Here is a 26,062-nt window from a genome sequence, read left to right as displayed (position 1 = left end):
TTTTGACCATTGCCGGAGAGCAATATGGGGTTTTGGGATGCATGGAGCACAGTCAAGGAGTGGGGTAATTCCCTGTGGAATAACGAGTATATTAAGAAAACAGCAGTCGATCGATTTCGTTCCTCTTATTCTGTTTTAGAGCATTTAGGTAAAGAAATCGATGCTGCGCCAAAGGTCCTTTATTCAGCTGTTGTTGATCCCCAAACCCATAAAGTTGCTAGCCATGTAGCTCGTATTCTGGTTGAAGATTTACCCCTTATCATGGCACCTTCGTATGCTAATACGTTGATCCAACAAAGTGGCTATAGCTATCTAAATAATGAATCAGATGTCCCTTGGCTAAGTATAGATACCAGCATAATCATGGCCTTGGGACTTTTAGATTGGAGTGTTTGGGTCTATACCAATAGGCACCGGGTACAAATGACGATGCGTATGCTGGTTGTACTCCTAGAGGCAGGCGATGACTTAACTTTGCATAAACCGAAGATGACTATTTGTAGTAAAGAGGCCTGTACAGACGCACGTTTTTTAAAAGGGGTCATTCGCAGTACTATTAAATATTCCACCACAAAACAATTGGTAAAGCTAATTGGGTATATACCCGTTATAGGTGAGCCACTGACCTCTCTGGCATTGGCCTATAACGAGGGGAGTTATATTGTGTCAACGATAATTCCCGAGGTTTGTGATCGCCACCAGGAAGAGTATTTTAATGAGTATGCGGGGCTTATTTTTGCTCTCGGGATTGGACATGCGCTTACTGCCAAGGGGGCTGCTTTTTTAATAGAATATTTGACTACGAAGTACCTGATTGCCCTTCCTAAATTTTATTATGAAGAGGCTTTCAGTAGTGCCCTGCTCGTTCTTTTTTTCAGTATCGCTGCCCATATGAAGTTACCCCCACCCGTAAGTCAGTCAACCTATAGTATTCGTGATCCGATAATAGCCGCCAGACGTGCGATCGGGGTGGGTTTTGAAATTCTGTTCGCAGGGTCAAGAATCGTATTACCCCGTATTGTGAACAAGGAGCGCTTGCCTACTATTTCTTTAGCCCAAGTCGGAAAAATTTGGAAGTGGGGAGAGGCCATTTGGTTTCACCGCTGGACTGACAAGGCGAGATTTATTTTGTTACCACACTCTCTACAAAGCATGCAGTATTTCATTGATGATCCAGTCATTGCCCCTAACTGGAATGGTGTACGGAATAAGTTGGTAAAGGAGATTAAAACCTTTACAGAAAAGCGGGAAAGCTGGTTAATTTTCTTCGCAGGACAACTGCCTGGCGCTTCCTCTGCTGCAGCCAATGCATTCTTTGGTGTTCCTGAGTTTCTCACTGCGTTTTTACTAAGACTTATGGCCAATGAGGACTTTATGCTGGCCCTGGGGACCTATCGGGACAAATTGGCGGGGTTGCATGTTGGTCCCCCTCCGCCAATACCCGTTGAGGAAGATTCGCCTTCTCTACGAGGCCATGAGAAGCAAGATGGACCAAAAGTCCCGTTACAAAACCCGGAATCTACCGCCAATAACCCGCATAAAATTGCTCCGGAAACCGTTATTAGACACGAAAAATCTACCAAACTGGAGGCTCAGAATGTTATTCGAAAACGCTCTAATCACCCCAAAATAAGTGCAAGTGCGGTAATCGGAAGAGGGGGCTCTCGTTTTTTTAAAACAGATCCCACAAGCGTTATTGTGGCTGGAGGTTCAGGGGATAGTATGGAGCAGGTATATACAGGGGAGCCTCCCAGTAATCAATATACTTAAAGGGAATCAGGGAAAGACTCCTGCAGCTCGGGACGTATTCCTATCGAAAAGCACTATGGTACATAGGCTATCCCGTGGGGATCCTGTTTGTTGAGCGATATAAAAAACAGGCTCCTGCTTTTTATATCGACTCACGTTGGTTTGAGTCAAAGAAGTTTTTTTCTTTTAAAATAGTAAAGCATCAGAATAGTCAGTAATAGCATTAGCCCAAGAATAAATGGATAAGAATAACGCCATCTTAACTCCGGCATGTTGACGAAATTCATGCCATAGATCCCTGCGATAAAAGTCAAGGGAATAAAGAGGCTGGCAAATACGGTAAGGACCTTCATGGTCTCATTCATGCGATTATTAAGAGTTGATAAATAAATTTCTAGAATGGAATTGCTCATTTCTCTTTGTAAATCAATGGATTGTAAAAGACGCACGCAGTGATCATGTAAATCGCGATAATAAAGGCGACACTTCACATCGATAAAACGGTTACGCTCTGACAATAACAAATCGACAATATCCTGCAGTGGGGTGATCGCTTTTCGCAGAGTCATTGTATGTCTTTTCATGGTATACAAACTGGAGAGATCGATAGCTTGAGGGTCTTTCAGGAGCAGATCTTCCATGTTGCTCAAATTTTTTTCAACATCCTCAACGAAATTGAAATAATTATCGACTATGTTGTCCATTAGGAGATGTGTCAGATATTCGCTGCCGTGTTCTCTTACCAAAGAATGTTGTGCGCTTAGATACTTATAAATGGGATGAAAATCATAATTATCGGATTCACGAAAAGTCACTAACAGATTTTTTTTTACCAGCATGCTGAGCTGTTCTACATTATAGCTTAGACGACGTGTAGCGCTATGCAGCAACTTAAAAACAATAAAGAAACCACCATCGATTTCATCTAATTTGGCACGTTGATGAGTATTTAAGATATCTTCAACAAACAAAGGGTGAATGGCAAATTCAGCGCAGAGTTCACTAATCTGTGGACTATCTGCAAGTCCCGAGACGTCTACCCAGACAGACTGATTCGCAGTCAAAGCATCCTGAATGGCAGGCAGGGATAATCCTTCAAGTCTTTTATAGCTATGACTATCGTAAATATGGATGAAGATCCTGGTTTTAACGGGTGGGTTTTCACCCACATAGATCGCTGAACCCGGTAGCATCCCTTTTTTTGCTGATGATGTTTTCTTATGTGAATCCATAAGTTATTCCTTAGTCTGTATCACTACTATTCTGATTTCGTAACAAGATTCAGTCAACATTGATTCTGACAATAATAATTGATTTGGAAAAGGAATTTCGTTTTATTTCTATCGTTTTTGACTGACAGAATTTGCCAAAAGAAAGATAATAATGATATATTACTGCACAATTCGAAGTACTATCTGGGTAAGAATTAGTCTCAGATGTGTAATATGAGTCCGGGCTGAATGATGACGATTTTTTCAACTGCGCTGCAAAAACGCAGCTATCTCCCTCTTACTGTGGGTATGATGACTTGTCTTATTTTGTTAATCAATGTCTCGTTTAAGATCATTATGATCCAGGGCTTAATCTTTACTGCAAGTGCCGTACTTTGCCCCTTGATAGCCTTCATTTATTTATTGGTTTTAAACGAATGCAATGTTGTCCAACAACGTCATATACTCAATCAATCGCTCCTTGCACTGTATTTGTTTTCTATAGGGATTTATTTGCTGGTAAATTTGCCAGCAGCGGAAACAATGTATGATAACCCGGCCTATCAGATTGTTTTCGAGGACATCCCTAAAAAATTCTTTGCTTCAACCCTGGCTTTTGGCTTAAGTTTTTATTTGCCGCACATGATTTGCTGCGCAAGAAAGAGTAAAGTCTTTGCCTCACCTAGAAAATGCCTTTTAATGGCGCTTTTGGGCGGTTTTTCTTTTTTTAGTTTGGATTTCGTTTTACTTTTTTCTGATCCGCATATCCATAGTTTTAATCAAATTTATCTTGATTCTTCAATGCTTGCACTGACTCTTCTATTGTTAATAGGAATTATCTATCTCGTTTGTCTATTAGTCTCCAACAGGCCAGATCAAATAAAACAGCCTGCCGAGTTACCCCACTATTTATCATTCCCCTTATACCATTATTTGGTTAGCTTTTCGGTTGCTATCTTATTGATCTGTTTAGCTTGTGAATATCGACTGGTTTCTTTTCCCAATGGTTGGGCTTTAACAGCAAGTGGATTGTTATTTCCCCTCACAATGATGGCTAGTAGTCTTATTGGCGAACTTTATGGTTATAAGGCAAATATTCGTTTAATCATCGTGCTCTTAATTACACAATTAGTCTTCGATTTCTTGCTAATGGGGGCAGTTGCGTTGCCATCACCTGATTTTTTTAATCTGAATCCTTTCTATTCGTTAGTGATGCCGCGACAGATACCCGCAGCAAGCCTGGCTTTATTTGTTAATTTTGTTACCAATGCCTCTTTATTGGAGTATCTGAACAAAGCCCAGCTTGTGACGAATCGTTATTCGCGGATTCTCATTGCTAATATTTGCGCCACTACGTTGATTTGTATCGTTAATTACAGTTTATTGTATGCCGGCATTTATCCTCATGAGCAAATTTTTACTCTGGCGATTACCTACTGGCTCTACAAACTAGTAGCGACGTTGATTGGTTTGCCGCTGATTTTATGGTTATGCAATCAATTTCACAAGCAGATGGAAAATACGACGGGTTTACTGGCCAACTAACGCAAGCATTCAGGGTGCTGTAAAGATAAGCCTGGCTGAATGCAGGGATTTTTTAATTAAGATTTTTTGACAGGTCTTTTCCAGCCAGTGATTGTTTTTTGTTTGCTCTCAGTCAAGGTCAATTCATTGGCGGGTACATTTTTGCGAATAGTACTACCAGCGCCAATTGTAGCATTAGCCCCGACTGTCACGGGGGCAACCAATTGGGTGTCAGAGCCGACAAAAACGCCATCTTCGATGATTGTCTGGTGTTTATTGGCACCATCATAGTTGCAGGTAATGGTACCCGCACCAATATTAACCTCTTTGCCAAGGGTTACATCACCTAAATAACTCAGATGGCTGGCTTTACTTCCCTCACCAAAAACCGCTTTTTTGGTTTCAACAAAATTGCCGATTTTGCAATCATTAGCTAATTGCGTTCCTGGCCTTAATCGTGCGAAGGGACCAATGTGACAAGACTCGCCAATGTGACAATCTTCAAGGACAGAGTTAGCTAAAATTTCACAGTGAGCACCTAAAGTAACATTATGCAGAATGCAATTGGGGCCTATAGAACAGCCATTACCCAACACTACTTTGCCGCTAAACACGTTATTAACGTCAATAAATACATCCTGGCCGCAATGAAGTTCACCCCGAACATCGAAGCGGTTAGCATCAGCAAGGGAAACCCCGGAAAGCATGAGTTGTCTAGCAAGGCGCTGTTGCCAAATACGCTCCAACTGCTGTAACTGTAACCGATCATTCACTCCCTGAATTTCCATGAGGTTTGGTGTCTGCAGGGAGGTAATCACTTGCTGTTCATTGACTGCCATGGCAATGATTTCTGTCAAATAATATTCGCCTTGGGCATTATTGCAGCCTAACTGAGGTAACCAACGAGCCAGGTCAGCTGCTTGCACACAACAAATGCCGCTGTATATTTCCTGGATTTGTTTTTGCTCTGCGGTGGCATCTTTTTCTTCGACGATGGCCGAAATATCGCCTTGCGCATTGCGGACAATGCGGCCAAGTCCAGTGGGGTTATCAAGTTTTGCCAGCAATAAACTTAAGGAATTGGCTGGTGCAGGAGCAGCGTGGTGTTTATCAATCAGGTTTTGCAGCGTTTTTGCTTCAATTAGAGGAACATCTGCTGAAAGAATGAGCACTTGTGAATCTAACGGAATATGAGGAAGGGCTTGCATCACGGCATGTCCGGTACCAAGCTGATCTTTTTGTAATACCCAATTGACAGGCAGGTCGGGAAGCGCTGCTTTTATTTGCTCGCCCCCATGGCCATAAACGACATAAATAGCCTCTGGATTGAGTTGTTGTGCTGTTTCTACCACACGTACGAGCATCGGTTTTCCAGCAATCTTGTGCAATACTTTTGGGGTACTGGAATACATGCGCTTACCTTGACCGGCGGCAAGAATAATAATTTGTAGTGTCATAGGATTACAATTTCCTTTTTTGGAACAACATTACTCAGGGTGGCTACTGAATTAAGCAATCTGTATGTATGTTGCGAATAGAATAATTAATGGATATGATAAAAAAAATATGAGCAAAGGAGTAGTGCCATGTCCAATTTTCTTCAGGTTGCAAAAATTATTCTCGCTAGAAGAATTAAACAAATTAGGAATGATTCTGTTAGTGCGGATACAGGGTTGACTAACCGCGCAGTTACTTTTTTTAGCCTCGGTTTTTTGGGCCGTGATAAAGCACTATCTGCAACCAAGCAAGATCTGGACGATGATTTGTTATCTGAACTTAACGATGTCCAGGATGGCGAGAATGATGAGGCTACGTTGGAAACGCTGAAAACGCTGATTAGCAAATATAAAAATTCAGCGAAGATAGCAAGTAGCAAAAAAGGGTATGATGAAGGAACTTCGGGCCCTGCGTTGCAAGCGGTAATTACGTTACTGGATGATATATACAAAAAACTTGAAGACGCAGAAAAAGAGGGCGTCAAACTTCTTGATACCCCCGATGATGAGACGCCGTTGAATGTTTATCGTTATCAGACAATAAGATATCTGGCCCAGAAAGTCGAAGATGCGGGCAACCAGTCACTTATCAACAAGTTATTACAGAATCCGAAAATTTCCTCTTGCCACGAATTGGCAGAAGAAAAAGAAAAAATTCTTATCGCCAATTTAAAACAATGTGAAGAAAATATAAGGGAGCTTAATGAGTTTGAAGAAATTGCTCGTCGTGAGGCTGAAAGAGCAAAGAAGGCTATGGAAGAAGCAAAGAAGGTTATAGAAGATGAGGATATCGATGATGCAGAAATCCCCAAGCCAAGTAAAATTCTTGTTGAAAAAAAGCCTGTCGATTATCCGGCATTGAGAAAGAAGAGTGTTTTGTCCTCTTTAAAGGCTTTAAAAGAAGAAAATGAAACTTTATGTGAGCGCTTTGGCCCGAAAATTAGTCTCCCCGTTAGCGTGATATTTTTTACTTCACTTAGTATTGCCCTACCGACTTTCAAGCCAGGTCCAGGTTATTTGCAGGAGTGTGCTGAAGCGGCAGTATCGGAGATTAATCCGCCTGAAGTAATCCAGGTCTCTATTTGCACTCTGTAGGATACGCCTTCAGTAAGCAAGGATATAAAATATACACGTTAAGGGGTTAGTTCGCCGCATAAATTCGTTTCCATCAACGTTTTGACTTCTCGATTACTCAAATTTTTACTGAATAGATAGAGCAATTTACAGTGGGCGGCTTCCGGTGTCATATCATGGCCGCTGATAAGTCCAGCCTGCTTTAAAGTATGTCCGGTGGCATATTGGCTCATTTCCACCCGTCCATGCTGACATTGACTGCAATTGACGATGACAATGCCTCGTTCACAAGCATTTTTTAAAAGAGCCAAAAATTGCGGATCATTGTTTTGTGCATTCCCCGCGCCATAGGTTTCCAAGACCAGCCCTTTGAGTGGTGGCTGCAAAATAAATTCCAATACTTTTGTGGCAAAACCCGGGAATAAACGAAAGTTAGCAATAAATTGGGGGCTTATTGTTTGTAAACAAAACGGCTTGGCCGGTGGCGGGAGTAGACGTTCTTGATGTAATTGGATGCTGATTCCAATCGTTGCTAAATGAGGGGCATTCGGTGAATCAAAGGCATTAAAACGTTGCGCGCTGATTTTTTGAGCCCGGTTACCACGCAATAAATGTTGATTAAAATAAATACATACTTCATTAATGGGTTGATGCGCACAAAGCCACAAGGAGGTAATTACATTGTCCAGTGCGTCATTACGAACCTCAGATAAAGGAATTTGCGAGCCAGTAACAATGACCGGTTTTCCCAGATTTTCCAGCATGAACGATAAAGCAGACGCTGTATATGCCATGGTGTCCGTACCATGAAAAATCACAAAGCCGTCAAACTTCGCATATTCACTGGCAATATCGGTCGCAATGCGATTCCAGTCAGTTACTGTCATGTTGGATGAGTCAAGCAGCGGCTGATACTCTTTAATAGCATAATCAGGCATTTCAGCATGATTTAAGGCAGGGATTTTAGCCAGGGCTGATTGGACGTATCCCATGGCTGGTTCATAACCATGATTAGTTTTTACAGAACTAATTGTTCCACCGGTGTTAAGGATCAAAATGCGTTTTTTCATAAGCGCGCCTGCTGTGAGAGTTGTTGAAATTATACCTGTCATCCCAAGCATTGTGGAATGCTTCATTGTTTTGACTACAACTTGACAAGCTTACGACTGCCTTGTAGAAATTAAATCCACAAGGATTGAATGGGAGGGGTTATGGGAGGCAATCTCTTAGAAACATTGCAGGAAGAATATGATAAAGCGTATAAGCCTATCCATGCTCGTTGTGAATATTTTAGTAATACAGCAAGTCAAATAAGACAGCTCTTGTTAACTCATTTTGCTAATGAAACAACAAAGGCAATGTTGGTTGAAGAAGCCCAGACAGACATAGAGGACGGAGTGCAGCGCTGTCTGGTTAAGGAGGAAGTACTTATTGCTACTGCTGAGCAATTTAATGCGGCATCAGAAAGTACTCTACCTAGTTTGGTTCATGCTTTAGATGAACATATTGTAACCAGTGGGTTACCGGTAATTGTGCTGGATAACCGATACCAGCTAAAGCTGGAAAAGCTTTATCCCGCCAAAGTACAGGATTTTATGCAGCAATTGGTAGATAGTTTGACTGCTTACCGAATAAGTTTGGGTATTTGCGATATTTATTTCGCGATGATTAGGTATTCTTATTTAGATCTCACCGCTCATAAAGAGTGCCTCTGTGTAGCGCAACAATTGCAAGATCTATTGTCAGAGTCTGGAGAAAATGTAGATTTACAAAATAGCTTACGGCAGGCAAAAGCGAACAAGAAAAAGATTAATGCATTGCTTGTGAACGTCTATGAGAGTGCTCAAACCTTTGAAGAGGAATTGCCATTTAAAGTACAGCAACTTGTAGAGCAATTTGAACGCGGGCGGCTTTATTTGCAAGGCTGTTATAAAAAATTCCCTAACAATACGAAATTGGCCTGGCTTTTTTTTGATGGAGCATGGCAAGCATTGTTGAAGAATATTGCCAATAATCTCTATGCTAGCCAGTGTACTTATTCCAGTTTATACGGCAGCCTGACTATCTCGCCTGAATTCATTACTGAAATAAATAGGGAAATTGTCCAGTTTCGGGATGCGGCTTTAGAGAAACTACCTGCACTTAAAACCGAATTGCTAATTACTGCCTACCAAAAGACAAATCAGGTTATAGTCAGTGTTAAAAAAATTGCTGCGATAAAACGCATTTCCTTAATGGAAGCGCCGCCTATGCTATTTGCAACGGGTGAAAAATCGATTTGGGGACTCATGGCCGCTTACTATCATCCACTGTCTGAACAATCAGTTGCCTCCACTTGGACAAATCCTATTGTGTCTTCTCCTACGAAGGATGACCTTGGAAATGAATCGCCTGTCCTTTAAGTACAGATTTATTTGCCAAGCTCTTGTACTTTGTGGAAAAATCAAGGTATTAATGGTTTAGTGTAAGCAGTGGCAACATGGTTATTGATCGAGCCGGGTACCGGCTGAACGTTGGGATCATTCTGGTCAACGGATCTGGTCGGGTGTTTTGGGGTAGGCGCTATGGTCATGATGCCTGGCAATTTCCGCAGGGAGGGCTTGCTACAGGCGAAACCTCACTAGAGGCCATGTATCGCGAATTGCGAGAAGAAATAGGTTTGGATAGAGAGGATATCGAAGTTTTAGGTTCGACCAAGCGCTGGCTAAAATACCGTCTGCCTAAACAATATCTTCGTCACGGCAAAGAGCCTTTGGTGATTGGACAAAAGCAAAAATGGTATTTATTAAAATTAGTTGCTTCTGAGCAGAAAGTTCGACTGGATTTAAGTGATTCGCCGGAGTTTGACAGCTGGCGTTGGATTGATTATCACGAGCCACAAGAGCAGGTTATTTTTTTCAAAAGACAAGTCTATGCTCAGGCCATGAAAGAATTAGAGTACTTGTTAAAGAAACGTCGCACTCCATTTGGTGCACGCCGCAAGCGAGGTAATCATAGTCGATAAATGCTAAAAATATTAAAACGAATCGTACAGGATGTAACCACAGCCACTCAATTAACAGATGCATTGACAATCCTGGTGCAACGAGTGCGCAAAGCAGTGAATGCTGATGCCGTTTCCGTTTTCCTCATTGATAACAAGCACGCCGAATATGTATTGATCGCTACAGAGGGCTTAAACAAGCAAGCAGAATCAAGAGTGCGTGTTGGATTAGACAGTGGTTTGATTGGTTTGGTGGGGCGTCGCGAAGAACCGATTAATATTGAAAACGCACCCTCGCATCCCGATTTTTACCAACATAGCCTTCTAGGTGAAGAGCATATGAATGCTTTTCTAGGTGTACCGATCATTCAACATCGTAAATTGTATGGTGTACTAATCGTACAACAGAAAGAACAACGTTGTTTTGATGATGCTGAAGAAGCCTTTTTAATTACCTTGGCGGCACAGCTCGGTGGTATTATTGCCCATGCGGAAGCAACCGGCGAATTAGCACAATTAACCCAGCCAAAACCCTTGGGAACGGACAAGGTTGATTTGGCGCCCATGGCGTTAACTGGTGTGGGTAGCGTGCCTGGTGTTGGTATTGGGACAGCCGTTGTTGTATATCCTCCTGCTGACATTGATGCAGTCCCCCGCCGTACGGTCGAAGATCTTGATGCAGAGCTCGTTGCTTTCTTCCATGCCTTACAAATGGCACGTGAGGATATGCAACGCTTAAGCAAGCGAATGAAAGCTACCGTTGATGAGGATGAGCACGCTTTATTCGATGTGTATTTGCGTATCCTTGATAAGGATAGCCTGGGTGCTGAAGTTGAGCATGTTATTCGGGAAGAACATCTTAGCGCCCAGGCCGCTTTGGCTGTTGTAATCAAAAAACATGTACAACTATTTGAAAGTATGGAGGATGACTATCTACGTGAACGAGCCTCTGATTTTCGTGATTTAGGCCGGCGAGTACTTGCTGAACTGCAATGGTCTCAACGAGAAGAAATAATTTATCCCCGACGGACTATCCTGATTGGTGAAGAAATCACTGCTGCAGCATTAGCAGAGGTACCGGAGGGGTATTTGGCTGGGGTTGTATCTGCAAAAGGAGCAAATAATTCTCATGTTGCTATTTTAGCGCGTGCTTTGGGTGTGCCTACGGTCATGGGAGTTCGTGGACTTAAAATTGAACATTTATCGCGTCGTGCTGTTGTCGTTGATGGGTATTACGGACACGTTTATGTGTCGCCCTCGAAAACGGTTCTGGCAGAGTTTAAGAAGGTGGCGCAAGAAGAGCAAGAATTAAATCAAAGCCTGGTGAGTTTACGCGATAAGCCTGCGGAAACACTGGATAACTACCGTGTCTCTTTACAAGTGAATACCGGGCTGGCCATGGATGCGGGCTTATCGATGAGTGTTGGTGCAGAAGGGGTAGGGCTTTACCGCTCTGAAGTGCCCTTTATGAGCCGTGATCGGTTCCCCTCTGAAGATGAACAACATATTATCTATCGTCAGATTCTTAAAGCGTTTGCCCCACGATTTGTAACAATGCGGACGTTGGATATTGGCGGAGATAAAATACTTCCTTATTTTCCAGTGGAAGAAGATAACCCTTATTTGGGTTGGCGGGGCATCCGTGTCACTCTCGATCATCCCGATGTTTTCTTGATGCAGGTGCGTGCAATGATGCGTGCCAGTGAAGAGCTGAATAATCTCCGTATCATGTTACCCATGGTGACTACTTTAAGTGAGGTAGAAGAGGCGGCCTATCTGGTTGGGCAGGCTTATGAAGAATTGTTAGAAGAGGGATATCGCATTGAAAGACCTAAACTGGGTGTTATGGTTGAAGTACCAGCAGCAGTTTATCTTGCTCGTGAATTAGCAAAGCGCGTTGATTTTCTATCGGTAGGTAGTAACGACTTAACGCAATATTTGCTGGCAGTTGACCGTAATAACGCGCGTGTAGCAGGACTTTATGATGGTTTTCATCCAGCGATGCTGCGTACCTTAATGAAAGTGGTAGAAGGTGGTCATGCGGCGGGTATTGAAGTAAGTATTTGTGGCGAGATGGCCAGTGATCCTCTCGCGGTGATCCTATTACTGGCAATGGGTTTTGATACGTTGAGTATGAATTCAACAAGCTTGCCGCGAGTTAAGTGGGTGATTCGTAATATTTCTCTGGCACAAGCGCGAAAAGTGTTAGCCGATGTGTTAGAACTTGAACATCCGGCTGAGATCCGACTGTATTTGCAAAAAGCATTGGAGGATGAGGGCCTTGGCGGCTTAATCAGGGCAGGGAGATCGTGATTTTATCGGAAATAGCCGTGAATGGCGGCATTTATGCCTTGGCAGGCGCTTTTGCTGGCCTTATGTCGGGTCTTATGGGCATAGGAGGGGGTATCGTTGTGGTACCTGCATTGCTTTTTATCTTTCAACATAATCCGGCTTTCCCTTCTAGTTTAACGATGCATTTTGCTGCTGGGACTTCTCTGGCCGTTATGTTATTCACTTCGCAGTCTTCCATACGCGCCCATTATCGCCAGAGTGGCATTCAGTGGGATGTTTATAATCGGTTATGGCCTGGTATTATAATCGGTGCTATAAGTGGCGGGGTGCTCGCCGATCAATTGCCAACGCGTTGGTTGGAGATATTATTTGGAATATTTTTGTTGTTTGTTGCTTTCAAGATGTTATCTGGTATGCAGATCACTCGCCCACAGCAATTTCCCCGTCCCTGGATTAACAAGTTGATAAGTTTTTTAATAGGTTGTAAATCGGGATTATTAGGGGTTGGCGGTGGAACAGTCATTATTCCCTATCTTAGCTATTGTGGTATGGAAATGCCGAAAATTGCACCAGTGTCGGCTTTATGTACAATGACGGTTGCTATTATTGGTACAATCACATTTATAATTACCGGTCTAAATGAGGTTGGCTTGCCGGCTTACACAACCGGTTATATTTATTGGCCCGCAGTATTGTGTATAGCTATTCCAAGCAGTATTTTTGCTCCTATCGGGGCGAAATTGACGTATGTATTGCCCATTAAGCATTTGAAATATGGGTTTGTTGTTATCCTGGTTTTCACTGCTATCAATTTATTAATTTAAAGGATTTTTTTAGAGGTAATTGTATGCTCCCCTTCCCTGCTATTGATCCTGTTGCATTTTCTCTAGGTCCTATTAAGGTGCATTGGTATGGCCTAATGTATTTGGCTGGTTTTTTTATCGCCTGGCTTTTAGCCCATTTGCGGGTGAAGCTTTACCATCTGGATTGGACTTCTGAGCAAATTAGCGATTTAATTTTTTATGCTGCTTTGGGCGTAATTATTGGCGGCCGGCTAGGTTATATGTTGTTTTACAATACACAGCATTTATTTACCAGACCTTGGGAATTACTGAAGTTATGGGAGGGAGGTATGTCCTTTCATGGCGGTTTGCTTGGGGTAGCTGTAGCAATGTTCCTGTTTGCGCGTAAAGTTAAAAAACCCTTTGTAGAGATCACAGATTTTCTTGCTCCCTTAGTCCCTTTGGGGCTTGCTGCAGGACGTATCGGTAATTTTATTAATGGGGAGTTGTGGGGGCGTGTTACTGATGTGCCCTGGGCTATAGTCTTTCCCCATTCCGATGGACAACCTCGCCATCCTTCCCAATTATATGAATTTGGTTTGGAAGGTCTTGCTTTATTTATCTTTCTGTGGTGGTATGCCGCCAAACCCAGGCCTAAGGGTGCAATATCAGCAATGTTTTTAATTGGTTATGCCGTTTGCCGTTTAATTGCTGAGTGTTTTCGCCAGCCTGATGTGCAGTTAGGTTATATTGCCTTTGATTGGTTAACAATGGGACAATTATTATCTATCCCCATGTTAGTGGCAGGGTTATGGTTATTTCGGTGGGCTAAACGATGAAGACATATTTGCAATTTCTCCAACACATTTTAGAGCATGGGACAAAAAAATCGGATAGAACCGGCACAGGGACCCTATCTGTTTTTGGCTATCAGATGCGTTTTAATCTGGCGGATGGCTTCCCTTTGCTTACCACTAAAAAATTACACACGCGTAGCATTATTCATGAGTTACTCTGGTTTTTGCGGGGTGAAACTAATATTGCTTATCTGAATGAGAATGGCGTAACTATTTGGGACGAATGGGCAGATAGTAAGGGAGATTTAGGTCCTATCTATGGCCGCCAATGGCGTTCTTGGCCTACACCGGATGGCCGCTCTATCGATCAATTGATGGACGTCGTTACCCAAATCAAGACAAATCCCGATTCTCGTCGTCTCCTTGTAAGCGCCTGGAATGTTGGTGAGCTGGATAGGATGGCTTTAATGCCTTGCCATGCCTTATTTCAATTTTATGTTGCAGATAATCGTCTTTCTTGCCAATTGTATCAGCGTTCGGCGGATGTTTTTTTAGGGGTCCCTTTTAATATCGCTTCCTACTCCTTACTTACTCACATGATGGCAGAGCAATGCAATTTGGACGTGGGGGAGTTCATTTGGACCGGTGGCGATTGCCATTTGTATTTAAATCATCTTGAACAAGCACGTACTCAGTTGGAACGTACTCCTTTACCGTTACCTCAACTTGTTATTCAACAAAAAGCCCCTTCACTTTTTGATTATCAGTTTGCTGATTTTGAATTTCGGAATTATCAATCACATCCCGCTATCAAAGCCCCTATTGCTGTTTAAAGGGGCTGCTGCGAGGTACGCGACAGTGCTTATGTTTACTGATTGATATCTCGATAAATTTTATGGGCTTGGAAGTCATTTTTGCAAGAAGTCAGCAGTTATTTTGTTATTCGCCCATAATGTGGTTTAATATTGTCCTTGTTGGTTTTTATTGGGTCTGTAATTGTGAAGAAACTAGTAGTCCTCCTGAGTGCTGTATTGTGTCTAACGTTGGGACATGCCAGTAAGTTGAGTAAATATTTAAACAAAATGGAAGCCAATGATAAAGCACGTCAAGCCCAGGAATGGCAGCAAGATATGAATTTTGGCGATTTTGCTTTCCGTTTGGATAAACGTTATGTTGACGATCGCGGCCAGCATTGCCGTGATTATGTTTTTAGAGCACGCAGTAATCCCTATCGCCATGGCTATTATAGCGTTTGTGACGAGCGTTAATTTTTACCATTAAGCGGTGATTTTTCCATCGCTTAATGGTAAGTACCGAGTACCAAGCTAGTCTTTATAAGCGATAACAGTTGGGAACAGTTTTGCTTTGTCATAAAGAAATTTAATGTCGGTATAACCCAGGCTCGTCAGTTGTTTTTTAGTTAACGCAGTGGAACGGTAACACTGGAATTTCGCGGCCATGACGTCAGCAAAAAGAATTTTCTGCAATAGCAAATCCTTTTGGTTAATCACAGAAAAATCCCACTCACATTGTTCGGTAAGGGTTGGCGGTGGGGTCAAAAAACTAGTGACTAATTTCCCGCCTGATTTCAAAGCCTGGTAAAACAGGCGAAACAATTCCATCACCTTTTCATCCTCAGGTTCATAAATGGTTAAACCATTACTGGAAATTAAATCGAATTCATTGTGGAAATCCAATTCCCAAGCATCTTGCTGATAAAATTTCACTAGATGGCTTAAGCCACATTGTTCTGCCAACTGAGTGGCATCCTTTAAAGTAGCAGCGTCATAATCAAACCCGATGAGTTCAATATCATGCACCGATTCCAGATTAAGGTATAAAAGTTCACCCATTAAGCCGCAGGGAATACAGGCAAGTTTGGCTCCGTTGCGTACTTTTTCCTGATTTTCTTGCAAGAAAATTTGACAGCGTTCTTGTGTTGCAAGCATCAGAGGAGAGCGATCGAGAATAAATGCTTCCAACTCCGTAAAGGGTTGGCCGCGGTTGTTTTTACCACTGATACGCCCGGTTTGGGGATGGTAAATCATATAATGAGTCCAGTATCCATTGATCCCCTGGTTTTGTATTAAGAAACGGCCAAAATCAAAGTCGGCTAATTGGTTCAGTAAATCAAGTTGTTCTGTTACGGTAATATAAGGTTTATCACCTTCCTGTTTAATTCGGGCGGCGATTTTATCAACAACAATAGCTAGTGTTTCCTCTGCGATGTTGTGTGAGATCAGATGCGGTTGCTCTATATTGGCCATGAATAGTCCTGGTTTGCTGCTTTGCAGGTTATAAAAATAAGCGCTCAATCTTAAATGGCTAAAATAAATTTCGTATTGAATCCGGGATAGGAACAGATTTATTGGCGCGATAATCCACCCAGACTATTTTACTTGTTCCTTGGGTCATCAAGGTTTCGCCTTGGTATAAATCATGATCCATCGTAATACTGGAACGACCGAGATTGTGAACACTGCTCTTTATTGTCAAGATTGCCGGATAAACGATGGGTTTTAGAAAAGTGCAGGCAACATGAATGACGACAGGACCGACTTGTTGTTTCATATCCAAACTTAGGCTTTCCAACCACTCAATACGAGCCTGCTGGAAGTAATCAAAGTAGCGGCCATTATTCACATGACCCAATGCATCCATATCACCCCATTCAATGGCAAAGGTTTTTTGGTGTACAGTTATCTTCGTGTCAGTCATGATAAATCCATAGGGTCAATATCCACATTCCAGCGGATATTATTGCTTAATTTATTTATTGTTAACCACTCTCTCAGCGCCGTCAATGCGGCTTGCAAAAGGGTACGTGAGGGCGATTTAATTAGTAATTGCATGCGATGCTGCTCGGCTTTACGAGCTAAGGGAGCCGGTGCTGGACCTAAGATTTTAAGTTTTTGATGAACCAATTGTGCTTTGATTGCATGGAGAAATTCCAACACTTTACTTGTCTGTTTATCTTGGGCTCTGATAACTGCCAGAAAATGGTAGGGCGGCAGTTCAGCTTCGCGGCGCTCTGCTAATAAGGCAGTAGCAAACGAGTCATAACCTTCCTGAATGAGGCGATTGAGCAAGGGATGTTGTGGTATATGCGTTTGAATAAGTACCTGGCCGGCATATTGAGCACGGCCGGCGCGGCCGGCGACTTGGACCAGCAGTTGGCCAAGGCGCTCAATGGCACGAAAATCCTGATTATAAAATCCGGCATCGGCATCCAGGACGACCACCAAGGTCAAGCGAGGGAAATGATGGCCTTTAGCGAGCATTTGTGTACCCACAATTAATTGGGCCTCGCCGTTGTGAATGCTTGTAAGATGCTTATTCAAAGCGTCTTTTTTTTGGATCTCATCGCGATCGATACGCAGAAGCCTGGTCTGTGGAAATTGTTCGGCCAAATACTCATGTATCCGTTGAGTACCGGCTCCGATGGGTAGTAATTCTTTACTATGGCAATCAAGACAATGGTGCGGAATTGTTTTTGTTGCTCCGCAATGATGGCAGATAAGGCGCCCTGATTGGCGGTGCAGAGTTAGATGACTATCGCAAGCAGAGCAATCAGCCATCCAGCCACATTGGTGGCATAATAGAACAGGAGAAAAGCCCCGCCGATTAATAAAAACCAGTACCTGATTACCTTGCTTGAGATGCTCAGCAATGGCATGGATGGTATTAGCAGCCAGTCCATGTTGCAATGGTTTGTTGCGAATGTCGATTAGTTGATAATGGAGCGGTGAACTGTCGAGTGCCTTGTGATTTAAACGCAAAAGAGAGTATTTTTTTTGTGTGCAATTATGCATACTTTCCAGACTTGGTGTGGCAGAGCCGAGAATAATAGGGATATTTGCTAAATGAGCACGTATTAGACCGGTGTCGCGAGCGGAATAACGGACTCCCTCCATTTGTTTTAGAGAGCTATCGTGTTCCTCGTCAATAATAATTAAGCCTAAAGCAGGCATTGGGGTAAAAATAGCGGTTCTCGTACCTATTACCAGCTTTACTAAATTATCTTTTGCCAGCTGCCAAGCGAATTGCCTTTCGCTTTCATTTAAATTGGAATGCAGGACTGCCATAGGCTCTTTGAATCGTGCTTGAAACCGTGCCAATAGCTGTGGTGTTAATCCGATTTCAGGCACTAAAACCAGGACCTGACGATTTTCGGCTAATACCTTGGCGATTGTTTGTAGGTAGACTTCCGTTTTGCCACTACCGGTTACGCCTTGTAATAAGAAACAATGATAGGTATGTAATTGCTGAGCAATGGCTTGCACGGCAATAGCTTGCTCATTATTTAAGGTGAGAGGGCTATCAGTGGCTTCCTGTCCTGAGCAAGGTAAGTTAATTTTTTGCACCAGGGTAATTGCGTTAACTGCCAGAAGCGCATCAATTTGTGCGGAATTAAATCCTTCCTGTACTAATAATTTTTTGCTTAAAGGGATAGCTTGATTATTTAAAAAATCAATAAGTGCGTGCTGCTTACGGGCTCGGTCAGCTATTAATGTATGCGCTTCTTCTGCTGCTAAGGCCAACTGATAGTAATCAGCAAGTGGTAATTGGCTGTTTTGCCCCAAACGATATTTTTTGGGCAAGGCCAGTGGGATAACCTCTGATAGCGGTGCCTGATAGTAATTCGCTACCCATTGACATAAGCTGAGCATTGCTTCATTTAAGAGGGGTTGCTCATCAATGACTGCTGATATGGACTTAATGGAGTCATAAGTGTTTGCAGAGGAGCCTTGACCAACGACCACACCTAAGCGTGTTTTCTGACGAAAAGGAACCCATACCCGAGCTCCAATACAAGGTGAACAGTCAGTTGCTAGATAATCGAAATAATCCCGATTGGTATGCGGGATACAAACCTTGTAGATTGTTGCTGTCATCTAGCTGCGCTGCCACTCGTGACTCGCTGATTGTCCGGGGGCTGAAAAAACTTTAACCACGATTTTTTCTATGCGATGGCGATCCAATTCGGTCTTGTCTTTTATTAATTCCTCAACGAACCAACGTGATAGCTCTTCTACTGTAATATTGGTCAGTGGCATAAGGGTAACATCTTCTTTTAAAAACGGTATTCTCTTGTGGTTAAAAGTAAAATAGTAATGTTCGTTATCTTCTGAGAATTGCAAGAAAGGTGAAAATTGTGGCATTAAGAAGGTTTGATTTAAGTGATGACATAATTTATAAATGCGCTCTTTGTAATAGCGGTAGTCAAAGGTCATCCCATTTTCTTCTACCCAAGTGGTTAAAGCGAGATAAACCGTATACATATGACCATGCAGGGGTTCACGCTCGGTTGCGGAAAAAATGGTGGTATGTCCTGCTGAGAATTTCATCGATTCTTTTTGTAGCTCAACAGTGGTCAAATATTTTTTCATGATCATAAACTCGCTCGTTTATCGTGCAATTGAAAACCGGTTAAAGCCAATTCAATGTTTTTAGTCAAGGCAATGACTTTGAATAGTTCGCCCATTTCACTGGGTTGAAGTAACTGTTTAACTGCTTGTTGGGCCTTTATCCGATTACGGTCTTCAGCCAGTTCATTCAGTAAGCTTAACAAACCGTTGGCAAGCAAAAAAGAGGCTTGATTCGTATAACCAGCAATCTGAAAGCCCGCTGTATGACCTGCTTCGGCAATATGAGTAAAATCGACATGGGCAGTGATATCTTGCTCACCGACATGAATCAGTGGATTGCTGTGCGCGTGATGGCGATAATGGCACATTAATGTGCCACTGCTACGCTCAGGATGATAATATTCATGGCGTGGGAAGCCATAATCCAGCAAAAAAACAGCGCCTTGAGTCAGCATGGCGTAACATTGTTGTATCCAATCATCAATGAATAAATTTGCTTCTGACTGATAGGGTCTATTTTCGGGGGGTAAAATAGTCGCTACATGAGCAAGCAATCGCTTGTCTGTGCAGGGCTTGAAAATTTCTGTTAGTTCCTGTTGCGCATTCAGGGTGATAAAACTTTCCAATACACCCTCGTTTGTTTTTAAAAAACGATGAACAGGCATTGCATCAAGTACTTCGTTAGCGATGACCACTCCATTGAAAGCTTGTTCAGGCCAGCGATGGAGCCATGTTACCCTTTCAAGCAAATGAGGGATTTCCTGTCGTATTAATTCCTCTTGTCTTTGGCGTAAATGACTACTGACTTCCATAATATGGTAAGCCTGGGGCAAACATTGATCACGTTCAAGTTGCTTTAAGAGATCAACACAGAGGCGGCCAGAGCCCGCACCAAATTCAAAAAGAAGAGGGTTAGCCATTATTGACAAGAGTTGTTTACATTGTTTGGCTAATGTTTGGCCAAACAAGGGGGTTAATTCTGGTGCGGTAACGAAGTCGCCATGAGCCCCAAATTTTTGCAATCCCGCGCTATAATAGCCAAAATCAGGTGCGTATAGCGCTTGCTGCATAAATTCAACAAAGGGCATGTCCCCTTGTTGTATAATCTGACTGCGAATAGATGTAAGTAGGCTCATAATTGCTTAAAAATTATAAAAGTGGGGAACATACCTTGAATCAAGCCAACAAACAAGCCGCTAAAGTGGCTTTGGTAACTGGTGCGGCACGGCGCATAGGTGCTGCAATTGTCAGAGAACTGCATCAGGCTGGTTTTAAGGTTGTTATCCATTGTAATCGTTCGCTGACTGCCGCGGAAGCGTTGGCACAGGATTTAAATCAGCAACGCTCTGGTAGCGCTTATGTTTTACAAAAAGAATTGACAGACGCAAATGCAACAAGCGAGTTGATCGCTTCAGTATTGGCCTGGGCAGGACGTGTCGATTTATTGGTAAATAATGCCTCATTATTTATACGTAGTGATTGTACTATCTTCGATGAAACCGTCTGGGATAGGTTGTTTACGGTTAATGTTAAAGTACCTTTCTTGTTATCTCTTGCTGCTCGACCCCATCTTGCAGATCAAGAAGGATGTATCGTGAATATTACCGATATCCATGCAGATAAACCGCTTAAAGGGTATGCTGTTTATTGCCAAAGTAAAGCGGCCTTGCTAATGCAAACAAAAGCCTTGGCTCGCGAGTTTGCACCTCAAGTACGTGTCAACGCAATTGCCCCTGGTGCCATAGCATGGCCTGAAGATAACAACATGCTAAATATGGAAACACAGCAACAAATTATCGCTAAGACACCTTTAAAGCGTCATGGAGCTCCTGAATATATTGCGCAAATGGTGCTCGCTCTTGCGACTAACTCTTTTATTACAGGGCAAATCGTTAATGTGGATGGTGGACGCAGCATTTCCTAGAGCGGCAGTTTTTTTAATTCCCTTTCGATATCCTCAAGTTGTTCAAGTTTGTAAAAAATTTGCAATTCTGTTGGACTCAGTTGTGCTCTGAAGTAATAGCGTAATAACGATCGGCTTTGTAACACCGCTTTATAGTCATTTTCCAATTTTGCCAGGTTATGCAAGTGTTGTATAAAAAGAGCTTTTATTGTGTCAGTATCAGGATGATTCTCTGTCTTATCAAGGAGATTTTGGTAGAGCCAAGGCTTGCCAGTTCCCGCGCGTGCTATCATATAGCCGTCACAACCACTATTAATCAATGCTTTTGTTAGACTCGCTTTATCACTGATATCGCCATTAGCGATGACGGGAATAGAAACAGCCCTTTTAATTGCGGCAATTTGGGCAAAATTACAGTCAATATTATAGTCATCATTCCAACGCCTGCCGTGGACAATAAGCGCATCAGCCCCAGCTTGCTCTATCGCTTTGGCCAGATCAACATCATTACCATTCCCTTGGATGCGAAGTTTGACTGTTAGGGGAAGCGTAATCATTTTACGAACACTGTTAACTATCTTGAGCAATTGCTGCGGTTCACTGAGTAAGGCGCTACCGGCTCCTTTTTTGCGAATTTTGGTTTTCGGACAACCACAATTAATATCGATTAAATCAGCACCGATGCTCGCGAGGTAAGCGCTTGCTGTGGCCATCATTTCTGGATCATTACCTGCTATTTGGTAGCTGAGCGTTTTTTCTAACGATGAGCGGTAAAGATAGCGTGAAGTCAATGGATGCTTATGAAGGACATCATGCGCAGAAATCATTTCGGTTGTGCAGTAGGCAGGGGGCGTAAATTGATAAAACAATTCACGGAAAGGAGCACAACTGAAACCAGCCAAAGGTCCTTGAATTAAACGATTAGGCAAGTGAAGAGAGCCAATACTAAAAGGGCTATTGAGAAAAGAGTGCATCATAATAAGGAGAAAATCTATTAAAGACTACTCACAGTCCGCTACAATTGCTTCTATTATACACAGCCTATACAGCCAGAAAAATAATTATGCAACAAGAGAACTAACAAGATAGGTTATGCAAGCGATCTATTGGGCAGGTCTCGCAAAATTAGAAGATGCGAATTAGTAAAGAGCCGGTTATAATCCTCTAATTTTTAGGTGTTTTATGGATAAACGATTTTTTTCACCTTTAGAGTTAATGCGGATAGCTACGGAGCATGCTTACTGCGCCGAGTATTTATTACCTGGTAATGCCAAAGTGACCATGTATGGAGATTCCAATTGCGATACGTTAGCGGCAATTACCACACTCATGTATGCGGCTTTTGAATTAACATTCAAAGCATACCTCCTCCATGAACATAAAAAAAATAACCAGCACAAAAACTTAATGGAATTACTGGAATCAGGTCTTGAACTGGAATTATCTCATGAAGATAGGAAACTGTTGAAATATTTAGCACGCCACCAAGCCTTTCGTAAAGGGGTCGATTATGAGCTTTGGGAAGATCGACAGGATTTGCATGGTTTCTGCGTTGAAATTATTGAGCTTTATGAACGTGTACAACAGTTAATGCCCATAGAGTTACAAAGTGAATACCAATCGGTTTAGGAGAAGGCATAAAAATCCTCACAGGCTATATAGTAAGATTTTTTATTGCCCATAATGAAAAGTTCTGCCTAAGAGTCGCTTAGGTCTATTAGGGAAATTAAAGCATGATAAGTGCAAAGCCGATGGAGCAATTATTGGCAGAAGATCAAGCTCTATTAAGACTTAATAAAATTACCAGAATAATTTGTGAAACGACTAATCCGGACGCTTGTAATATCCAATGGAATGAAGCGGAGAAAGATCTCAGGTTTAATTTTGTCTTGCATATGAACGAGTATTCACCGGCTACGGTTCACCATGAGCTATTCTCCATTATTCCTTTCATCCTTGGATTTCCCAATCCGCCTAAAGCTGTTCAAGGCAAAAACAATTTTACTGTAAAGGTAGATACAGTAAATACAGAAGCTGTGGTTTTAAATCGATTGATGCAACATGAAGTTGAAGCAGTATTAGTCGGTGAGCAAAATTTCTCTTACTTTACTAAATATGGGTTGCCACATCCGAAAACTGGTCGTGGAGCGATGGAAAGGGTTCCATCGAAAGCTAAACGTCTCTTCCATGAACGCACAATGCGGCCTTATGGTATAAAGCTTACTATCAAGGAAAATAATCAGGTAGAAATAATAGTTGATGCGCCTGGCGAGCCAATGATGATTGCAAAGACTCTTTGCTCTATTTGGAGCTTTCCTGTCAATGATGTAGTCGTCAAAGAACGGTCGCTGCTATTTGCTTCTGTTGATGCGATTTTAGACAGCATGGCAGTGAATCGAATTAATTACCAATCGGTGCTCGTTTTAAATAAGCAGGGTGAGCTTGCAATTACAGAATGTACTAGTTCTCTGGGTGAGATACTTGGTACCAGAGAGCATTGCCTGGAGCCTTATTATCCAGAGCTTGATGCACTGGGGCCTGGATTAAGGAAAATGTTTGGTTTAGAGCTAAGGGATCCGCGCCGTTTATACGAACATAGTACAATAATAGCTCACGAAAATAATTGGGCTTTATTTCTGGTTGAAGCGGATGTTTGGGTGGCCGCTTCTGCCCCAACGCTTGTTGAATCGCCTATCCCTGAAGCAGAGCGATTTGTTTCCTTAAGCAAGATAAAAGAAAAAGGGATTTTTGGGCAGAGTGCTCCATTGATCCAACATTATCTTTATTTTGAAGCGAATCGTATTGAGAGCGCATTGCAAGCAAATGAGGGGTTGGAAGGAACAATGGTTACCATTGATAGTAGCTTTCAATCCAATCCTGACAACATTAAGAGAAGTCAAGCAGGAGATAATTTTGGCAAAATTTATATAAAAAATAGTGACGGAAGGATTAACCTTATTTATGAGGCGTTTAAACTAAGCCTTCCCCCAACAAGCTACCCAAACTGTCAAATAGAATTGCTGGTAGCTGATAATACAGTTGTTCTGAGTAACATTAATCCAGCATTGGTATTTCATATCGTTGAAATTCAGACAAAAATGCATTTTTGTTTCAAGCAGATTGAGGACGCCCTGCCCGCATCGTGGATTGCAGACCATATTAATACACTGATGAGTGCTCTTGATAAAGAGCCTATTACAATAAGACTCCCAATCATTGACAAAACCCAAGCAATTTTAACAAGCTGTCAACAGCTTATTGCACAGTTACCGAATTTTTCTGGTAATGAGAAACAGCAACTGCTTAAATGCTTTATTGCCGAAGTGCAGGCCTATGAGCAAAGTATCCTTGCATTGTCTCCGACACAAAAAACCTTGCTGATTGCTTTTACTTTAGTGGGAACTCTCTTAGGGGTTTCCCTTGGTAGTATGTTTGGTTTATTAGGCGGATTTTGTCTCAGTTCAGGAGCAAATAGCGCTATTCCGGGACTTGGTATGGTTGCTGCTAATTATACCGGTGGAGGTATTGGCGCTGCATTAGCGACTCTTAAAGGAGCGGGTTTAACGGTAATGATTAGTACTGCAGCGAGCAGTTTTTTAGTGGGGATTGTTAGTGGTACTGGCACTTTTCTGGTAGGGCGATTAGGCTTCTTTAGTCCGTCACAATCCCAATTACTTGTTAAAACTTTTTCACAAAAATTACAGGATGACATTAAAAATGATAAGCTTTTGCAAGATAGCAATGGAGGTGTGGTGCCAGTCAAAATAGGGGGCAGCGCAGTGCCTTAGGTTTACTAATTGGATATCTATTGCTGAACTTGGCACAATGCTGGTTTCACGCTAGGATTATGTTTTTTTACCCAAGGTGGGATAAATGACACAGCCAGAGGTTACTACAGCACTGACAGTGCAAGAACAACTGTTACAATTGAGTGCCTATCTTAACGGGCGCATCCTTGGTCAAAAAGAGTTGATATCGCGATTATTAATCGCTTTACTGGCCGATGGCCATTTATTGGTTGAGGGAGCGCCTGGCTTAGCAAAAACACGAGCTGTCAAGGAATTATCGTCGGTTGTCGAAGGAGATTTTCATCGTATCCAATTTACTCCGGATTTATTGCCTGGCGATCTGACAGGAACCGATGTCTATCATCCCGAGAACGGTTCCTTTGTTTTTCAACCAGGCCCTATTTTTCATCATTTGATTCTTGCTGATGAAATTAATCGTGCTCCTGCCAAGGTACAATCTGCTTTATTGGAGGCTATGGCCGAGCGGCAAGTTACGATAGGGGGAAAAACCTATCCCTTGCCAGAATTATTTTTGGTTATGGCCACCCAAAATCCCATTGAACAGGAAGGAACTTATCCGTTGCCAGAAGCACAGCTTGATCGTTTTTTAATGTACGTGAAAATTGGTTATCCCGATGTTCAGGTCGAGCGTGATATTCTTATGCTGGCTCGCCGTGAAGCAGAAGAAATGGGTAGCTTAAAGGTAACCACTGCTCCTGTCAGTCCTCTAAGTCAAGTCACGTTATTTGCTGCCAGGCGTGAAGTTTTACGAGTGCATACCAGCGAAGCACTGGAAAATTATTTAGTGCAATTGGTTGTTGCTACACGTAATCCAGCAATTTATAGCGACGAATTGGCACGCTGGTTACGCTTTGGAGCAAGCCCCCGGGCAACTATTGCGCTGGATCGTTGTGCAAAAGCACATGCCTGGCTTGCGGGGCGTGATTACGTGACACCGGAGGATATTCATCTTATTGCTCATGACGTGCTTCGTCATCGCATCTTATTAAGCTTTGAAGCAGAGGCAGAAGGAGTGAGCAGCGATGATTTTATTGATTCTTTATTACGCCTGATTGCAGTTCCTTGAGGTCTAT

Annotated in this window: 23 protein-coding genes; 14 read left to right on the top strand and 9 right to left on the bottom strand. The window is 42.4% G+C overall.

The features are described 5' to 3' along the window. The first annotated feature begins 24 nt into the window (after positions 1-24). Positions 25-1,770 (top strand): hypothetical protein, encoded by a 1,746-nt coding sequence (locus ACN4Z1_RS00915; protein ID WP_228363618.1) that lies wholly within the window; start codon positions 25-27, stop codon positions 1,768-1,770. A gap of 146 nt (positions 1,771-1,916) precedes the next feature. Here the strand turns inward: ACN4Z1_RS00915 and corA are convergent, their stop codons facing one another. After that, on the bottom strand, positions 1,917-2,981 hold the full coding sequence (corA, locus tag ACN4Z1_RS00910; protein ID WP_115220068.1) for a magnesium/cobalt transporter CorA: 1,065 nt from the start codon (positions 2,979-2,981) through the stop codon (positions 1,917-1,919). Between the two features lie 228 nt (positions 2,982-3,209). Here corA and ACN4Z1_RS00905 point away from each other — a divergent pair, with 228 nt between their 5' ends. After that, the gene (locus ACN4Z1_RS00905; RefSeq protein WP_370634556.1) at positions 3,210-4,505 is read left to right on the top strand and encodes a VUT family protein; all 1,296 of its coding nucleotides are present in this window, start codon (positions 3,210-3,212) and stop codon (positions 4,503-4,505) included. Positions 4,506-4,561: 56 nt separating this feature from the next. Here the strand turns inward: ACN4Z1_RS00905 and glmU are convergent, their stop codons facing one another. Then, positions 4,562-5,941 (bottom strand): bifunctional UDP-N-acetylglucosamine diphosphorylase/glucosamine-1-phosphate N-acetyltransferase GlmU, encoded by a 1,380-nt coding sequence (glmU, locus tag ACN4Z1_RS00900; protein WP_228363619.1) that lies wholly within the window; start codon positions 5,939-5,941, stop codon positions 4,562-4,564. Positions 5,942-6,070: 129 nt separating this feature from the next. On the opposite strand from glmU, the gene ACN4Z1_RS00895 reads away from it, so the two are divergent. Continuing rightward, entirely contained in the window at positions 6,071-7,075 is a 1,005-nt protein-coding gene (locus ACN4Z1_RS00895; protein ID WP_228363620.1) for a hypothetical protein, read from the top strand. 38 nt (positions 7,076-7,113) lie between these two features. On the opposite strand, the gene ansA is transcribed toward ACN4Z1_RS00895, so the two are convergent. Beyond that, positions 7,114-8,124 (bottom strand): asparaginase, encoded by a 1,011-nt coding sequence (ansA, locus tag ACN4Z1_RS00890; RefSeq protein ID WP_228363621.1) that lies wholly within the window; start codon positions 8,122-8,124, stop codon positions 7,114-7,116. A gap of 141 nt (positions 8,125-8,265) precedes the next feature. Between ansA and ACN4Z1_RS00885 the strand changes: the two genes are divergently transcribed. The 7 genes from ACN4Z1_RS00885 to ACN4Z1_RS00855 all read left to right on the top strand — a co-directional run bounded on the left by ACN4Z1_RS00885 (position 8,266) and on the right by ACN4Z1_RS00855 (position 15,176). After that, positions 8,266-9,456, top strand: a complete 1,191-nt coding sequence (locus ACN4Z1_RS00885) for a hypothetical protein (protein ID WP_228363622.1) — start codon at positions 8,266-8,268, stop codon at positions 9,454-9,456. A gap of 77 nt (positions 9,457-9,533) precedes the next feature. Continuing rightward, a complete protein-coding gene (locus ACN4Z1_RS00880; RefSeq protein WP_058443532.1) occupies positions 9,534-10,058 on the top strand; it encodes an RNA pyrophosphohydrolase in 525 nt (174 codons plus the stop codon). Continuing rightward, entirely contained in the window at positions 10,059-12,350 is a 2,292-nt protein-coding gene (gene ptsP, locus ACN4Z1_RS00875) for a phosphoenolpyruvate--protein phosphotransferase (RefSeq protein ID WP_115220072.1), read from the top strand. It abuts the gene before it with no gap. Continuing rightward, a complete protein-coding gene (locus ACN4Z1_RS00870; RefSeq protein ID WP_228363623.1) occupies positions 12,347-13,153 on the top strand; it encodes a sulfite exporter TauE/SafE family protein in 807 nt (268 codons plus the stop codon). The genes ptsP and ACN4Z1_RS00870 overlap by 4 nt, the downstream gene beginning before the upstream one ends. Before the next feature lie 23 nt (positions 13,154-13,176). Next, entirely contained in the window at positions 13,177-13,950 is a 774-nt protein-coding gene (gene lgt / locus ACN4Z1_RS00865) for a prolipoprotein diacylglyceryl transferase (RefSeq protein WP_228363624.1), read from the top strand. Continuing rightward, positions 13,947-14,741 carry a thymidylate synthase gene (gene thyA / locus ACN4Z1_RS00860; protein WP_115220075.1) on the top strand — a complete coding sequence of 265 codons (795 nt, stop codon included), beginning with the start codon at positions 13,947-13,949 and terminating at the stop codon, positions 14,739-14,741. The genes lgt and thyA overlap by 4 nt, the downstream gene beginning before the upstream one ends. A 165-nt stretch (positions 14,742-14,906) precedes the next feature. Next, on the top strand, positions 14,907-15,176 hold the full coding sequence (locus tag ACN4Z1_RS00855) for a hypothetical protein (protein WP_115222608.1): 270 nt from the start codon (positions 14,907-14,909) through the stop codon (positions 15,174-15,176). A 57-nt stretch (positions 15,177-15,233) separates the two neighbouring features. On the opposite strand, the gene ACN4Z1_RS00850 is transcribed toward ACN4Z1_RS00855, so the two are convergent. The 5 genes from ACN4Z1_RS00850 to ACN4Z1_RS00830 are packed head-to-tail and all read right to left on the bottom strand — an operon-like array spanning position 15,234 to position 20,413. Next, positions 15,234-16,175 (bottom strand): SAM-dependent methyltransferase, encoded by a 942-nt coding sequence (locus ACN4Z1_RS00850; protein WP_228363625.1) that lies wholly within the window; start codon positions 16,173-16,175, stop codon positions 15,234-15,236. A gap of 58 nt (positions 16,176-16,233) precedes the next feature. Continuing rightward, entirely contained in the window at positions 16,234-16,626 is a 393-nt protein-coding gene (locus ACN4Z1_RS00845) for an acyl-CoA thioesterase (RefSeq protein ID WP_228363626.1), read from the bottom strand. Next, complete coding sequence (locus tag ACN4Z1_RS00840) at positions 16,623-18,803, bottom strand: primosomal protein N' (protein WP_228363627.1); 2,181 nt, start codon at positions 18,801-18,803, stop codon at positions 16,623-16,625. Before ACN4Z1_RS00840 ends, ACN4Z1_RS00845 begins: the two co-directional genes overlap by 4 nt. Next, positions 18,804-19,298 (bottom strand): 6-pyruvoyl trahydropterin synthase family protein, encoded by a 495-nt coding sequence (locus ACN4Z1_RS00835; RefSeq protein ID WP_115222609.1) that lies wholly within the window; start codon positions 19,296-19,298, stop codon positions 18,804-18,806. A 2-nt stretch (positions 19,299-19,300) separates the two neighbouring features. Beyond that, on the bottom strand, positions 19,301-20,413 hold the full coding sequence (locus ACN4Z1_RS00830) for a class I SAM-dependent methyltransferase (RefSeq protein WP_228363628.1): 1,113 nt from the start codon (positions 20,411-20,413) through the stop codon (positions 19,301-19,303). Between the two features lie 35 nt (positions 20,414-20,448). On the opposite strand from ACN4Z1_RS00830, the gene ACN4Z1_RS00825 reads away from it, so the two are divergent. Continuing rightward, positions 20,449-21,201: a pteridine reductase gene (locus ACN4Z1_RS00825; RefSeq protein WP_228363629.1), complete on the top strand. Its 753-nt coding sequence runs from the start codon at positions 20,449-20,451 to the stop codon at positions 21,199-21,201. Here the strand turns inward: ACN4Z1_RS00825 and ACN4Z1_RS00820 are convergent. Beyond that, entirely contained in the window at positions 21,198-22,154 is a 957-nt protein-coding gene (locus ACN4Z1_RS00820) for a tRNA dihydrouridine synthase (RefSeq protein ID WP_228364084.1), read from the bottom strand. The two genes, ACN4Z1_RS00825 and ACN4Z1_RS00820, sit on opposite strands and share 4 nt — an antisense overlap. Before the next feature lie 208 nt (positions 22,155-22,362). On the opposite strand from ACN4Z1_RS00820, the gene ACN4Z1_RS00815 reads away from it, so the two are divergent. The 3 genes from ACN4Z1_RS00815 to ACN4Z1_RS00805 all read left to right on the top strand — a co-directional run bounded on the left by ACN4Z1_RS00815 (position 22,363) and on the right by ACN4Z1_RS00805 (position 26,055). Next, positions 22,363-22,809, top strand: coding sequence for a hypothetical protein (locus ACN4Z1_RS00815; protein WP_115220082.1), 447 nt, complete (start codon positions 22,363-22,365; stop codon positions 22,807-22,809). 104 nt (positions 22,810-22,913) lie between these two features. Further along, positions 22,914-24,968: a hypothetical protein gene (locus tag ACN4Z1_RS00810; protein ID WP_228363630.1), complete on the top strand. Its 2,055-nt coding sequence runs from the start codon at positions 22,914-22,916 to the stop codon at positions 24,966-24,968. 85 nt (positions 24,969-25,053) lie between these two features. Next, a complete protein-coding gene (locus ACN4Z1_RS00805; RefSeq protein WP_228363631.1) occupies positions 25,054-26,055 on the top strand; it encodes an AAA family ATPase in 1,002 nt (333 codons plus the stop codon). The last annotated feature ends 7 nt before the right edge of the window (positions 26,056-26,062 follow it).

Source organism: Legionella sp. ST3F1, assembly GCF_048553315.1.
Lineage (GTDB): Bacteria > Pseudomonadota > Gammaproteobacteria > Legionellales > Legionellaceae > Tatlockia > Tatlockia donaldsonii.
Note: the sequence above shows the minus strand (reverse complement) of the source record. Positions and strands in the feature narration are given on the sequence as shown.